Genomic DNA, 12,770 nt, shown 5'->3' on the forward strand with positions numbered 1-12,770 from the left:
GTCGGTCCCGCCCTGATCGTCCGCGCTTACCGTAGACCACCGTGAGCGGCAGCACCGAGCCCAGAGCGCAGACGGGCGGCCCCTGTCCAGGGCGAAGGGGGACCGCGCCCGGCCGCGCCGGCGCCGGCGCGGCCCGGGAGGACGGGCGTCTGCGCGCCCTGGAGAGCCGGCTGCCGGGACGGGTCCGCCATGCGGAGCACCTGCCGGCCCGGGCGGCCCAGCACGCACCGATGCCGGGGTGGGTCGCGCCGGCCGTGCGCGGGGCGCTCGCGGGCGCCGGGGTCGAGCAGCTGTGGTCGCACCAGGAGCAGGTCGCCCAGCTCGCGCACGCCGGTCACGACGTCGTCGTCTCGACGGGCACGGCCTCGGGCAAGTCGCTCGGCTACCTGCTGCCGGCGCTCACCGCCGCGATCGAGGGACCGCCGAGCGGGCGGCACTCGATCCGCGGGGGGACGACCCTCTACCTCGCGCCGACGAAGGCGCTCGCCGCCGACCAGCTGGCCCGGGTCGAGGCGATGGCGGTGCCCGGTGTGCGGGCGGCGACCTACGACGGCGACACCCCGACCGACGAGCGGCGCTGGATCAGGGAGCACGCCCAGATCGTGCTCACCAACCCCGACCTCGTGCACCACTCGATGCTGCCCGGGCACCGCGGGTGGGCGCCCTTCTTCCGGTCCCTGTCCTACGTCGTCGTCGACGAGTGCCACGCCTACCGCGGGGTCTTCGGCACCCATGTCTCGCTCGTCCTGCGGCGCCTGCTGCGCGTGGCCGAGCGCTACGGGGCGCACCCGAGCGTCGTCCTCGCCTCGGCGACCGTCGCCGAGCCCGCCCGGCACGCGCACGCCCTCGTCGGTCGCGAGGTCGTCGCCGTGACCCACGACGGCTCCCCGCGCGCCGGCCGCACCTGCGTCCTGTGGGAGCCGCCGGAGCAGGCCGACGGGTCGCGCCGCTCGCTCACCGCGGAGGCGGCCGACGTCGTCGCGGCCCTCGTCGGCGACGACGTGCAGACCCTCGCCTTCGCCCGCTCGCGGGCCGGCGTGGAGTCGCTCGCCGCGCAGGTCAGCGACCGTCTCGAGCTCGCCCGCCCCGATCTCGCCGGGCGGGTGGCGGCCTACCGCGGCGGGTACCTGCCGGAGGAGCGCCGCGAGCTCGAGCAGCGGATGCGCTCGCGCGACCTCATGGCGGTCGCCGCGACGAACGCGCTCGAGCTCGGCGTCGACATCACCGGCCTCGACGCCGTCGTCGTCGCCGGCTGGCCGGGGCGCCGGGCCTCGTGGTGGCAGCAGGCCGGACGAGCAGGACGCGACGGGGGCGGCGCCGGGCGCGACGCGCTCGTCGTCTCGGTCGCCGCCGACGACCCCCTGGACAGCTGGGTGCTCCAGCACCCCGAGTACGTCTTCGGCGACCCGGTCGAGGCGATCGTCATGGACCCGGGCAACGTCCACATGCTCGCGCCGCACGTGGCCGCGGCCGCCGCCGAGGTGCCGGTCACCCTCGAGGACGAGCGGTGGTTCGGGCCCGGTCTCGCGGGCGTGCTCGAGGTGCTCACGGACCGCAAGGTGCTCCGCCGCAGACCCGCGGGATGGTTCTGGGCCCGGGAGGACCGCCCGGGCGACCACCTCTCGCTGCGCGGTGCCGGCCCGGTGGTCAGCGTCGTCGAAGGGCGCACGGGCCGGGTCGTCGGCACGGTGGACGCGGCCGCCGCGCACACCTCCGTGCACACCGGCGCGGTCCACGTGCACCAGGGTCAGACCTACGTCGTCACCGACCTCGACCTCGACGGGTCGACCGCCACGGTGGTGCGCGGCGACCCCGGGTGGTCGACGACGGCGCAGTCCCGCTCCTCCTTCGACATCGTCCGCGAGGAGTCCTCGGCGACCTTCGGCCGTATGCGGCTGTGCCGCGGGGTCGTGCGGGTGCGCCGCCAGGTGACCTCCTTCGTGCGCCGGCTCCCAAGCGGCGAGATCATCGGCACCCACCAGCTCGAGCTGCCCGAGCAGGTCCTCACGACACGTGGCGTGTGGTGGACGATGACGCCCGACCTGCTGACCGAGGCCGGGGTCGACGAGGCCGACGTGCCCGGGGCGGCCCACGCGGCGGAGCACGCCGCCATCGCGACCCTGCCCCTGCTCGCGACGTGCGACCGGTGGGACATCGGCGGGGTCTCGACCGACGTCCACCCCGACACGGGGCTGCCGACGGTGCTCGTCTACGACGGGTACCCCGGCGGCGCGGGCTTCGCGCACCGGGCGCACGACATGGCGCCGACGTGGTGGCGCACCACCCTCGAGCTGGTGCGTGACTGCCCCTGCGAGCGGGGCTGCCCGCGGTGCGTGCAGTCGCCCAAGTGCGGCAACGGCAACGAGCCCCTGGACAAGGATGCTGCGGTCGCGCTCCTGGGCGCGATCCTTGCCGAGCGGGGCTAGTGTGCTCGACGCACCGCCCGCACGACGGCCCCCGGTCCCGGGAGGCCGACGCCTCCCCCGAACGGAGCTCTCGTCATGGTCGTCCTGGGTCTGATCATCCTCGTCGTCGCGATCCTCGTCGGTGTCGTCCTCGTCATGGGCACGGGCTCGCCCGACGTCGCCGGCCAGAAGGTCGACATCTCGTTGCTCGACACCGTCACCGTCTCGCTCAACCCGCTCGCGTTCGTCGTCGCCGGCATGGCCGTGATGTTCCTCGCCTGGCTCGGTCTGGTCCTCATGCGCTCGGCCCTCGCCCGCAAGGCGCGGCTGCGGCGCGAGCGCAAGGAGCTCGAGCGCGAGGCCCAGCAGCGTCGCGCCGAGGACGAGGCCGCCCGGGTGCGCGAGCGCGAGGAGCTCGACCGTCAGCACGAGCGCGAGCTGCACGACCAGCACCTGGCGACCGAGACGGCGCGCGAGCGTGCCGCGGTCGCCGAGGAGGACGCCCGCCGCGGCCGCCCCGACGGCGGGCTCCCGCCCCGCGCCTGAGCACGGGACGCAGGACCTCGTCACCGCTGCCCCGGCGCCGGTCCGGCTCTGGCCCGTCCCGGCATCGACCGTGGCGTGACCCCCGAGACGTGGAGAGGGACGGCGACGACGACCTCGACGTCCACCACGCCGTCGGACCCCACCACGCACGACCGCAGCGTCGCGCCGTTGACGCGCGCGAGGTCTGCGGCCACCCCGCAGGCCGTTGCCGACGACGCCCCGTCGACCGCCTCGCCCGCGGCCGCGAGCGCGCTGAGGTCGGCCGCCCCGCGTGCGCGGTGGGCCGCCGCGAGCGCGCCGGCGAGGACGAGGGTCGCGGTGAGCACGACGAGCACCGCGGCGACCATGCCGAGGACGAGGACGCTCCCCGAGCCCCGCTCCCCCGCACCGCGGCGCGCCTGCATCAGGTGACCTCCTCGACCCGCGCCGTCGACGTGCACCGCGGCCCGGAGCCCACCCCGATGCCGCGCAGGGCGGACGGCGGCGGGACGCTCACGGCGACGACGACCCGGTCGCCCGACCGGCTGGCGGTCACGCTCGACCCCCGTGGCAGCGCCCGCCGGGCGTCGGAGACGGCCCGCTGCTCGCTCTCGCCGCGGGCGAGCTCGCGCGCGCCGACGCGGGCTGCATCCTGGCAGCGCACCGAGTCGGCGCCGAGGGCGATGCCGGACAGCGCGAGCGAGAGGACGAGGACGACGGCCGGGACGGCGACCGCGATCTCCGCGGTGACCGTCCCGGCGGCGCCCCGCCACCGCTCAGCGCAGGCCCAGCGCCTCGGCGATGACACCGGCGAGCCCGGACTTCACGGCGCCGGACTTCACCACGGCGAGCAGGACGAGGGCGAAGGTCACCGCCGCCAAGGTCCCCACCGCGTACTCCGCAGTGGTCATGCCGGCCTCGCAGGCCAGCCGTCCGCGCCGCACGGCGCGGGTCAGTGTCGCTCTCATGTCTCCTCCATCGGGTCGCGCGGCACCTGGTGCGCCGCGGCACCTCCAGCGAAGTCGGTGAGCTGCGGCGACGCCGCCCCCCGTCGTGCTCCTGTGGACCGGAGCCCGCGAAGAGCACGGGGTGTGGACGGCTCGCGCCGATGCCGGCACCCGGTCGAGGTGATCGCGCGTGCCCTGGCTCGCCCGGATACCTCGACCCGCGCGGGACCCGCGGAGGACCAGCGGAGCACCAGCAAGGGGGGCGCCGGCTCAGCGCAGGCTCTGCCCGAGCAGGACGACGAGCATCGGCACGACGGCCATGGCGACGAAGGCGGGCAGGAAGAGCAGACCGAGCGGCACGACGAGCAGCACGCCGGCGCGCGCAGCTGCGGCCTCGAGCCGGAGGGCCTCGGCCTCGCGGATCCGCGCGGCTGCCCCCGCGAGCACCTCGCTCGCGGGGGCGCCGCACTCCGAGGAGACGACGAGCGCCGTGGCGACCGGGGCCCAGCCCGGGCTCGCGTAGGACCACGCGGCGCGCATCTCCCGCCCCCACCGCAGCGCGGCTCCCACCCGTCTGAGGTCGAGCGCCACGGCCGGGTCGCTGACGTCGGCGACGGCGTCGAGCGCCTCGGTGATGCCACGACCGGCGACGAGCGAGAGCGCGAGGAGGTCGGTCGCGTCGGCGACCTGGGAGAGCAGAGGTGCCGGGGCCTCGTCGGCCGGGCGAAGGGGGCCGGGCACGGCGCGCGCCCGCGGCGGCCACAGAAGCACCGCGGCGAGCACGAGCGCCACGAGAGCGGGTGTCACGCCGATCTCGGTCTCGTCGCCCGGCGCAGGACGGCCCGGCTCGTGGCCCAGCCGAGCGCCGTGAGCACGACGCCCGTCGCCAGGCTGGTGAGAGCCGCGGGCGACCCGAGCAGCGCCGCCGGCGAGACCCCGAGGGCCAGCCCCGCCAGCAGGCCGACGAGGGGCAGCAGGGTGAGCAGCCCCATCGTCGCGCGCGCACCCGCGCTCGCGGCGTCGAGCCGGCGCCGGGCCGACAGGGCCGCTCGTGACGAGCACGCCGCCTGCTCCAGCGCGGGGGCGAGCGGCACCCCGCACCGCTGGCTCAGCCGCCACGCCGAGGCGCACGGGGCCAGGGCCTGGTGCTCGGCGGCCCACCTCGTCCACGTCTGCTCGCCGGTCCGGCCCGCCCCCAGCTCGTGGCGCAGCTCGTCGAGCAGGACCTGAGCGGCGCCCGGCGCGTCCGGGGCGACGACCTCGACGACCCGGGAGGGCGCTCCCCCGCTGCGCAGGCCCATCGCGAGGAGCTCGGCGAGCGCTGCGGCCTCCTCGAGGCCGAGCTCGTCGCGTCGGCGCACCCGCCGCAGGCCCGCCGCCGACCACGTCCGCCCGCCCGGCGTCGCCCGGCCCGGCCAGGTCAGCGCCGCGAGGACGAGCAGGACGACGACGGCCGGGGTCATCGGCCGACGAGGTCGCCCATGGCGACCACCTCCTCGACCCGGCGTCCCCGCGGGCCCCGGCGCAGGTGGACGACGAGGTCGACGGCGAGTGCGACCTGGGCGCGCGTCACCTCGGGTGCCATGCCGGCGAGGGTCCCGAGCGCCTCGAGACGGGCGGGCACGTCGGCCGCGGCGTTCGCGTGGACGGTCCCGCAGCCGCCCTCGTGGCCCGTGTTGAGCGCCATGAGGAGCTCGCGCACCTCGGGGCCACGCACCTCGCCGACGACGAGCCGGTCGGGCCGCATCCGCAGCGCCTGGCGCACGAGCTCGTCGAGACTGACCCGCCCCACGCCCTCGGTGTTGGCGCTGCGCGACTGCAGCCGGACCGTGTGCGGGTGATCGACGCTCATCTCCGCGACGTCCTCGACGAGCAGGATCCGCTCGTCGGCGGGCACGCATGCGAGCATCGCGGCGAGCAAGGTGGTCTTGCCGGTGCCGGTGCCCCCGCTGACGACGACCGAGCGACGCTGCGCCACGGCCTGGCGCAGCCGCTCGGCGGTCTCGTCGTCGAGCATGCCGGTGCCGACGAGGTCGTCGAGGTCGCGGTGGCGGTGGCGCGGGATGCGCAGGCTGACGTGGGCTCCCCCGTCGACGAGCGGCGGGAGCACGGCGTGCAGGCGGGACCCGTCGGGCAGCAGGCCGTCGACCCACGGCTGGGCGTCGTCGAGACGTCGGCCGGCCAGCCCGGCGAGACGGGTCGCCAGGCGCCGCACGTCGACCGGGTCGCCGACGACCACCGGGGCGCGCTCCACCCCTTCGCCGCGGTCGACCCATACCTGACCGTCGCCGTTGACGAGGACGTCGGTCACCGAGGGATCGGCGACCACGGGCTCGAGCGGGCCGAGACCCACGAGGGCCGAGCGCAGCTCGTGCTCGCGACGCCGCACGCCCCGGTCGCCCAGGCGCACCGACTCCGCGCGCGCGACCTGCCCGATCGTCGGGACGCTCGGCGTCGCCCCGCGCCGGATGAGCTCGTCGGGCGCGCCCGACCCGCTCAGCCCGCCCTGCGCAGCCATCGCAGCTCTCCGCCCCCGTCCGCCCCGGGCACGACCTCGCCGATCTCGCGGGCGACCCGTCCGAGCGGACCGCGGGCCCGCGGGGGGCAGCCGGCACCCTCGTCGCGCGGCACGCCCGGGTGGTCCTCGAGGTGGTCGAGCCAGGGCGCCTGCAGGTGCCCTGCGACCTCCTGCCCCGCCGGCTCTGCGCGGCGCGAGCCCCGGGTGACGAGATGGGCGTCGAGGCCGTGCTCGCGCAGCGACCCGACGACGGCCGCGGCGTCGCGCACCTGTCGCGGGCGCAGGCCGCAGAGCACCACGGCGACGTCGGCGACGGCGAGCCACGGCTCGGCCCGGTGGACGGCCGCGGGCAGGTCGACGACGACGGGGGCCGCCTGGCGCAGGGCGGCGAGCGCGCACCGCACCGCGTCCGGTCCCACCCGGCCCGGGCCGGCCGCCGAGAGCACGGGTGGTCGGGTGCCTGGCAGGTGACGCACGAGCCGGGCGGGGTCGACGTCGCCGTCGAGACCGGCGAGGTCGGGCCAGCGCAGCCCGGGCTCGTCCTCGAGCACGAGGGTCGTGTCGGCGCCGGACCCGTCGAGCAGCCCGTCGACGAGCGTGCCGTCGAGGTGCTGGGCGAGGACCGCCGCGAGCGTCGAGGCGCCCAGACCGCCCGAGGCGCCGATGAGCAGCAGGACGGGATGCATGCCCGACACGCTCCCCTGGCCACCGCAGGCCCCGCGCGCCCGCCGCCGGGCCTGTGGACGGCGGACGCGGCGGCGTCGCCCCTGTGGACGAGCCGGTCGGAGACGCGGCACGTCGGCAGGAGGCAGACATAGCGGTGGCCCCGGTCGGGGGGGATCGACCGGGGCCACCTCACGCGCCAGACCCCGGGGGGAGGGAGCTCTGGTGCGCTCGCCGCTACGACCTCCGAAGAGGGAGCGACGTCATCGACTCTACATTCGCAGAAGGATCCGCATCAGAGAGGGGCACAATCCGTTTGTAAGGCTTTGGTAAAGCCGCTGTCACACAAGGCGACCCGCGCGCACGGAGTCCGCGACCCGGGCACCCTCCTGGGCGGCCTCGACCATCGAGTCGCCGCAGTGGCGCAGCCACAGGCGCACCCCGTCGCTGCTGCCCTGGGCGTAGCCGGTGAGCGATCCCAGGTAGGCCGGCCCACCCTGCGAGCCGTGACCGGCCTCGGGCACGGCGACCCCCGTCGGGTCGAGCCCGGTGGCCCGCACGAGCACCCGCTCGACGGCGCGGGCGACGAGGGCGTTGCCGACGACGAAGGGGCGGATCGTCGCGATCTCGGCATGGACCACCGCGGCGACGACGAGCGCGGGCGCCTGGTCGGCGCTGCTCATGAGCTCGACGACGCCCGCCAGGCGCACCCTTAGCTCCTCCCCCTGGGGGGCGGGGCCGAGATCGACGAGCTCGTCGCAGCCCTCGTCGGCGCGCCGCGGCCGGCCGAGCTGCTCGCGGTCCGTCACGAGCTCCGCGGCGGCGACGGTGTGCAGACGGGCCAGCACCTGACCGGGCGCGGAGAGGGCGAGCGAGCCGAGGTGCTCGGTCTCCGCGGTCGCGGCCATGGCGCCGTGGATGACGCGCTCGGCGGGGTCGGGGTGCGGGGAGCGCTCCCGGGCACCGCGCATGAGGTCGCGCACGATTGTGGCGCTGGAGCGCGCCCCGTCGAGCTCGGCGCTCGCCCAGGCACCGCGCACCCGCGACTCGGCGGCGGCCTCCGGGGTGCGACGGCGCAGGCCCTCGTGCCAGCGCAGCGCGGTGCACGCCTCGCGGGCGCGCTCGCTGGCCGCCGCGACGTCCTCGAGCTCGGCGAGACGATGCAGGGCAGAGACGATCTCGGGCACGACGCACACCCTACGGCGGGCTCGCCCGTAGGCTGTCCGCCCATGACGGGGCTCGACCTGCCGACGGCGCTCGTGGTGGCCGCGGCGGCCGCCGCGCTCGTCGCGCTCGTCACGCTGTACCGCGCGCGCTCGAGGCCCCGCGGCTTCATCTCCGTCGGCGACCAGGCCACGTACGAGACCCTCCACACCGCCTCGTTGGCCGCTCGTCATCTCGCCGACGGCCTCACCGACGACGGCTGCACCCGGGCCGCGCCCTTCCTCCGCGCGCTCATGGCCACCCCGGCCCTGGCGATCTGCGACCGGACCTCGGTCATCGTCTGGGAGGGCGAGGGCCGTCATCACCTGCCCGCCGTCGTCGACCAGGCCGCGGCAGCCCTGTCCGGGCGCACCGTCGTCCTCGGGCCCGACGAGGTGACGTGCACCTCGACCGAGTGCCCGGTCCGGGCCGCCGTCATCGCCCCCATCCAGCTCGACACCGGCGTCGTCGGAGCCCTCGCGGTGTACGCGCCCCGCACCTCCGCGGGGCTGACCCGCGCGGTCGAGGAGCTCGCCGGGTGGGTCGCGACGCAGGTCGAGCTCGCCGAGCTCTCCTTCGAGCGCACACGCGCGATGGAGGCCGAGCTGCGTGCGCTGCGTGCCCAGATCAGCCCGCACTTCATCTACAACTCCCTGGCCGCCATCGCCTCCTTCGTGCGCACCGACCCCGCCCGGGCGCGCGAGCTGCTCCTCGAGTTCGCCGACTTCACCCGCTACGCGCTGCGTCGCGGCGGCGCGTACACGACCCTGCAGGAGGAGCTGCGCAACGTCGAGCGCTATCTCGTCCTCGAGCAGGCACGCTTCGGCGAGCGCCTCGGGATCACCCTTCGCGTCGCCCCCGAGGTGCTCCCGGTGCAGCTGCCCTACCTCGCGATCCAGCCGCTCGTCGAGAACGCCGTGCGGCACGGCCTGGCCGCCAAGGACGGGCCCGGCACGGTGACCCTGTCGGTCGCCGACCTCGGCTCCGAGGCCGAGATCAGCGTCGAGGACGACGGGGTCGGGGCGGACCCCTCGGCCATCCGCAAGATCCTCGACGGGCAGAGCCGCAGCGACTCCGTGGGCCTGGGCAACGTCGACGCCCGGCTGCGCCAGGTCTACGGCGAGGGCTACGGGCTCGTCGTCGAGACGGCCCCCGGTGCCGGCATGCGCGTGTCCTTCCGGGTGCCGAAGTTCTCCCCGGCCGTCACCGGCTCGTCCTAGGGTGACACCCATGGCCGGAGGGAGCGAAGCACCTGGCGACGGCCTCGTCGTCCTCGTCGTCGACGACGAGGCGCCTGCTCGCGGAGAGCTCGCGTGGGTCCTCGACCAGGACCCGCGGGTCTCCCGTGTGCTCGCAGCCCCCAGCGGCACCGCCGCGCTGGCGGCGCTCGAGCACGAGAGCATCGACGTCGTCTTCAGCGACATCTCCATGCCCGGGCTCGACGGCATGCAGCTCGCCCGGGTCATCAAGCGCTTCGCCGACCCGCCCGCCGTCGTCTTCGTCACCGCCCACGACGCTCACGCGGTGGACGCCTTCGACCTCGACGCCGTCGACTACGTCATGAAGCCGGTGCGCCAGGAGCGGATCGGCGAGGCCGTGCGCCGCTGCCTCGTGAGCATCGAGCGGGCCGACCGCACGGGCGAGGACGACGACGAGATGATCCCCGTCGAGCTCGGCGGGGTCACCCGCTTCGTCTCCCGGGCCGACATCCGCTACGTCCAGGCTCACGGCGACTACGCGCGGCTGCACACGGCGACCGGCTCGCATCTCGTGCGCGTGCCGCTCGCCTCGCTCGAGGAGCGCTGGTCCGAGGCCGGCTTCGTGCGCATCCACCGCAGCACGATCGTCTCGACCCGCCACGTGACCCAGGTGCGCATGGACCAGGGCCGGTGCACCGTCGTCGTCGACGGCGACGTCGAGCTGCAGGTCTCACGACGTCATACCCGCGCCCTGCGCTCGACCTTGCTGCGCCTCGGCGAGCGACCGTGACCCATCCTCCTCAACGGGTCCGGGTCACCCGGACCCGGACGGGTACCACCCGACCGCGCCGGCCCTCCCTCCACGAGGAGATCGGGCAGCAGAGCCCGCTCGGCGCCGCCTACCTCGACTCCCTCGTGCGCGCGCAGCTGCGCCTGGCCCTCACCGTCGTCGCCAGCCTCGCGCTCGTCCTCGGCCTGCTGCCGGCTCTCTTCGCCCTCGTGCCCGCGGTGCGCGGTGCCCAGGTCGCCGGTCTGCCGCTGCCGTGGCTCGTCCTCGGCCTGCTCGTCTACCCCGCGGCGGTGCTCTCGGCGCGCCAGTACACGCGGGCCACCGAGCGGATCGAGGCGCAGTTCGCCGACGTCGTCGCCGACCGGTGAGCGGGGGCGACGGGGTGGCGCGGTGCGCCTGACCGAGGTGGCGACGGGGGCGAGCCTGCCCAGCGTCGGCGCCATCGTCCTCGTGTGCGTGGCGACGCTGACGTTGGGCGTCCTCGGCATGCGCCTGGCCCGCGGCACGAGCGACTTCTACGTCGCCGGGCGGGCGGTGAGCCCGTGGCGCAACGCGAGCGCCATCGGCGGCGAGTACCTCTCGGCCGCGAGCTATCTCGGGGTCGCCGGTCTCGTCTACACCCAGGGTGCCGACATGCTGTGGCTGCCGGTCGGCTACACCATCGGCTACCTCGTCCTCCTCGTCCTCGTCGCGGCCCCCCTTCGCCGGTCCGGGGCCTACACGCTGCCCGACTTTGCCGAGGTCCGCCTGCGCTCCCAGCCCGTGCGCCTGCTGAGCGCCGGTCTCGTCGTCGGCATCGGCTGGCTCTACCTCCTGCCGCAGATGCAGGGGGCCGGGCTCGCGCTGCAGCACGTGAGCGGGCTGCCGACGTGGGTCGGCGGGGTCGTCGTCGCCGCCGTCATCACCGCGGGCGTCGTCGGCGGCGGCATGCGCTCGATCACCCTCGTCCAGGCCTTCCAGTACTGGATCAAGCTCTCGGCGATCGCCGTGCCCGCCTTCGTCCTCGTCGTCGTCTGGCTGCGCGACGGCGCCCCCTCCCCCGTGGCGGACGACCACTGGTGGGAGCCGCTCACCGGCCCGCGCGAGGACCACCGGCTCTACACGACGTACAGCACCCTGCTCGCCCTGTGCCTGGGCACGATGGGTCTGCCCCACATCGTCGTGCGCTTCTACACCAACCCCGACGGCCGGGCCGCCCGCCGCACGACCGTGGCCGTGCTCGCCCTGCTCGGCCTCTTCTACGTCTTCCCACCGGTCTACGGCGTGCTGGGCCGCGTGTACCTGCCGGCCGGCGGGGTGCGCGCGGACGAGGTCGTCCTCGGCCTGCCCCAGGCCGTCGTCCCGGGCCTGAGCGCCGACGTGCTCACCGCGATGCTCGCCGGCGGGGCCTTCGCCGCCTTCCTCTCCACCGCGTCCGGGCTCGCCCTGTCCGTCGCCGGTGCCCTCGACCAGGACGTCCTGCGCCGCGTCGTGCTGCGGCGCACCGCCGGTGACGCGCACCCGGTCCAGACCTTCCGCGTCGCCGCGGTCGTCGGCGTCCTCGTGCCGCTCGTCATCAGCCAGCTCGTCGACCCCGTCGGCATCTCGCTCGCCGTCGGCCACGCCTTCGCCATCGCCGCCTCGACCTTCGCGCCGCTCGTCATCCTCGGCGTGTGGTGGCGCCGGCTCACCCCGCCCGGCGCGGCGGCCGGCATCCTCGTCGGCGGCGTCTGCTCGATCGGCGCGGCGAGCCTGAACATCCTCGGCGGCGGCACGAGCGGCTGGTCCGCCCCCCTGCTCGAGGCGCCCGCGGCGTGGTCCGCTCCCCTGGCGGTCGTCGTCATGATCGGCATCTCGCTGGCGACGCCGCGCTCGGTGCCGACCGCGACGGCGTCGGTCATGGCCCGGCTGCACACCCCCGAGGCCGTGCTCCCCGACCGCTGAGCGCGTCGGACCGACCGCTCGTCGCCGGCCCACCAGCCGCACGGCGTGCGGCGGCGCCCACCGGGCGCGCCACGCGCCGCAGCAGGAGACACGGACCTGCCCTCGCCGTCAGGGTGAGCCCAGCCGCGCACGCCGATGTGCGCGCGTCACCCACACCCGGAGGTGATCCCCCATGAGCAACGAGGCTCATGATCTCGGCGAGCGCTACATCGCCGTCCAGGAGTCGAAGGAGTTCGCCGACCTGCGGCGCAGCTTCCGAGGCTTCGTCTTCCCCGTCACCGCGTTCTTCATCACGTGGTACTTCGCCTACGTGCTCCTGTCGATCTTCGCCCCGGGCTTCATGGGCACGAAGGTCGCCGGCAACGTGACGATCGGCCTGATCTTCGGGCTGCTCCAGTTCGTCACGACCTTCGCGATCACCTTCGCGTACGCCCGCTGGGCCAACCGCACCTTCGACCCGAAGGCCGACGCCGTCGGCGCGATGATGGAGCAGGGCGCGAGCCGCGACTTCGAGAGCTCGGGCGACTGGGCCCCGGGTGACGTCGAGCGCGCGCTCGAGGCCGAGCGCCTCGACGACAAGGACCGCAGGTGAGCACC

At 75.8% G+C, this 12,770-nt stretch carries 15 protein-coding genes; 7 read left to right on the forward strand and 8 right to left on the reverse strand.

The window, feature by feature from the left end; genetic code table 11:
- Positions 1 to 41: 41 nt before the first annotated feature.
- Positions 42 to 2,426 carry a DEAD/DEAH box helicase gene (locus tag L6241_RS13140; RefSeq protein WP_368246638.1) on the forward strand — a complete coding sequence of 795 codons (2,385 nt, stop codon included), beginning with the start codon at positions 42 to 44 and terminating at the stop codon, positions 2,424 to 2,426.
- Positions 2,427 to 2,501: 75 nt separating this feature from the next.
- Positions 2,502 to 2,951, forward strand: a complete 450-nt coding sequence (locus L6241_RS13145; protein ID WP_368246639.1) for a hypothetical protein — start codon at positions 2,502 to 2,504, stop codon at positions 2,949 to 2,951.
- Between the two features lie 20 nt (positions 2,952 to 2,971).
- Here the strand turns inward: L6241_RS13145 and L6241_RS13150 are convergent, their stop codons facing one another.
- The 8 genes from L6241_RS13150 to L6241_RS13185 form a co-directional block, all read right to left on the reverse strand.
- Positions 2,972 to 3,355: an Rv3654c family TadE-like protein gene (locus tag L6241_RS13150; protein ID WP_368246640.1), complete on the reverse strand. Its 384-nt coding sequence runs from the start codon at positions 3,353 to 3,355 to the stop codon at positions 2,972 to 2,974.
- A complete protein-coding gene (locus L6241_RS13155) occupies positions 3,355 to 3,738 on the reverse strand; it encodes a TadE family type IV pilus minor pilin (protein ID WP_354587499.1) in 384 nt (127 codons plus the stop codon). Before L6241_RS13155 ends, L6241_RS13150 begins: the two co-directional genes overlap by 1 nt.
- Entirely contained in the window at positions 3,707 to 3,898 is a 192-nt protein-coding gene (locus L6241_RS13160) for a DUF4244 domain-containing protein (RefSeq protein WP_368246641.1), read from the reverse strand. Before L6241_RS13160 ends, L6241_RS13155 begins: the two co-directional genes overlap by 32 nt.
- Positions 3,899 to 4,147: 249 nt before the next feature.
- Complete coding sequence (locus L6241_RS13165) at positions 4,148 to 4,684, reverse strand: type II secretion system F family protein (protein ID WP_368246642.1); 537 nt, start codon at positions 4,682 to 4,684, stop codon at positions 4,148 to 4,150.
- The gene (locus tag L6241_RS13170; RefSeq protein WP_368246643.1) at positions 4,681 to 5,340 is read right to left on the reverse strand and encodes a hypothetical protein; all 660 of its coding nucleotides are present in this window, start codon (positions 5,338 to 5,340) and stop codon (positions 4,681 to 4,683) included. Before L6241_RS13170 ends, L6241_RS13165 begins: the two co-directional genes overlap by 4 nt.
- Entirely contained in the window at positions 5,337 to 6,395 is a 1,059-nt protein-coding gene (locus L6241_RS13175; RefSeq protein WP_368246644.1) for a TadA family conjugal transfer-associated ATPase, read from the reverse strand. Before L6241_RS13175 ends, L6241_RS13170 begins: the two co-directional genes overlap by 4 nt.
- Positions 6,374 to 7,081 (reverse strand): hypothetical protein, encoded by a 708-nt coding sequence (locus L6241_RS13180; protein ID WP_368246645.1) that lies wholly within the window; start codon positions 7,079 to 7,081, stop codon positions 6,374 to 6,376. The genes L6241_RS13175 and L6241_RS13180 overlap by 22 nt, the downstream gene beginning before the upstream one ends.
- 318 nt (positions 7,082 to 7,399) lie before the next feature.
- A complete protein-coding gene (locus L6241_RS13185; RefSeq protein ID WP_368246646.1) occupies positions 7,400 to 8,245 on the reverse strand; it encodes a Fic family protein in 846 nt (281 codons plus the stop codon).
- A gap of 42 nt (positions 8,246 to 8,287) precedes the next feature.
- Here L6241_RS13185 and L6241_RS13190 point away from each other — a divergent pair, with 42 nt between their 5' ends.
- The 5 genes from L6241_RS13190 to L6241_RS13210 all read left to right on the forward strand — a co-directional run bounded on the left by L6241_RS13190 (position 8,288) and on the right by L6241_RS13210 (position 12,765).
- Entirely contained in the window at positions 8,288 to 9,481 is a 1,194-nt protein-coding gene (locus tag L6241_RS13190) for a sensor histidine kinase (RefSeq protein ID WP_368246647.1), read from the forward strand.
- Positions 9,482 to 9,491: 10 nt separating this feature from the next.
- On the forward strand, positions 9,492 to 10,250 hold the full coding sequence (locus tag L6241_RS13195; protein WP_368246648.1) for a LytR/AlgR family response regulator transcription factor: 759 nt from the start codon (positions 9,492 to 9,494) through the stop codon (positions 10,248 to 10,250).
- Positions 10,247 to 10,618, forward strand: a complete 372-nt coding sequence (locus tag L6241_RS13200) for a hypothetical protein (protein WP_368246649.1) — start codon at positions 10,247 to 10,249, stop codon at positions 10,616 to 10,618. The genes L6241_RS13195 and L6241_RS13200 overlap by 4 nt, the downstream gene beginning before the upstream one ends.
- Before the next feature lie 22 nt (positions 10,619 to 10,640).
- The gene (locus L6241_RS13205; protein ID WP_368246650.1) at positions 10,641 to 12,173 is read left to right on the forward strand and encodes a cation acetate symporter; all 1,533 of its coding nucleotides are present in this window, start codon (positions 10,641 to 10,643) and stop codon (positions 12,171 to 12,173) included.
- A 172-nt stretch (positions 12,174 to 12,345) separates the two neighbouring features.
- The gene (locus L6241_RS13210; protein WP_191563064.1) at positions 12,346 to 12,765 is read left to right on the forward strand and encodes a DUF485 domain-containing protein; all 420 of its coding nucleotides are present in this window, start codon (positions 12,346 to 12,348) and stop codon (positions 12,763 to 12,765) included.
- The last annotated feature ends 5 nt before the right edge of the window (positions 12,766 to 12,770 follow it).

It is taken from the genome of Janibacter sp. Y6 (genome assembly GCF_040900765.1).
GTDB classification, from domain to species: domain Bacteria; phylum Actinomycetota; class Actinomycetes; order Actinomycetales; family Dermatophilaceae; genus Marihabitans; species Marihabitans melonis.

Excerpts from the sequence above, each read along its gene's own strand:
- L6241_RS13175 (WP_368246644.1), bottom strand. The coding sequence starts at position 6,395 with ATGGCTGCGCAGGGCGGGCTGAGCGGGTCGGGCGCGCCCGACGAGCTC.
- L6241_RS13150 (WP_368246640.1), bottom strand. The coding sequence starts at position 3,355 with ATGCAGGCGCGCCGCGGTGCGGGGGAGCGGGGCTCGGGGAGCGTCCTC.
- L6241_RS13210 (WP_191563064.1), top strand. The coding sequence starts at position 12,346 with ATGAGCAACGAGGCTCATGATCTCGGCGAGCGCTACATCGCCGTCCAG.
- L6241_RS13145 (WP_368246639.1), top strand. The coding sequence starts at position 2,502 with ATGGTCGTCCTGGGTCTGATCATCCTCGTCGTCGCGATCCTCGTCGGT.
- L6241_RS13160 (WP_368246641.1), bottom strand. The coding sequence starts at position 3,898 with ATGAGAGCGACACTGACCCGCGCCGTGCGGCGCGGACGGCTGGCCTGC.
- L6241_RS13190 (WP_368246647.1), top strand. The coding sequence starts at position 8,288 with ATGACGGGGCTCGACCTGCCGACGGCGCTCGTGGTGGCCGCGGCGGCC.
- L6241_RS13180 (WP_368246645.1), bottom strand. The coding sequence starts at position 7,081 with ATGCATCCCGTCCTGCTGCTCATCGGCGCCTCGGGCGGTCTGGGCGCC.
- L6241_RS13170 (WP_368246643.1), bottom strand. The coding sequence starts at position 5,340 with ATGACCCCGGCCGTCGTCGTCCTGCTCGTCCTCGCGGCGCTGACCTGG.
- L6241_RS13195 (WP_368246648.1), top strand. The coding sequence starts at position 9,492 with ATGGCCGGAGGGAGCGAAGCACCTGGCGACGGCCTCGTCGTCCTCGTC.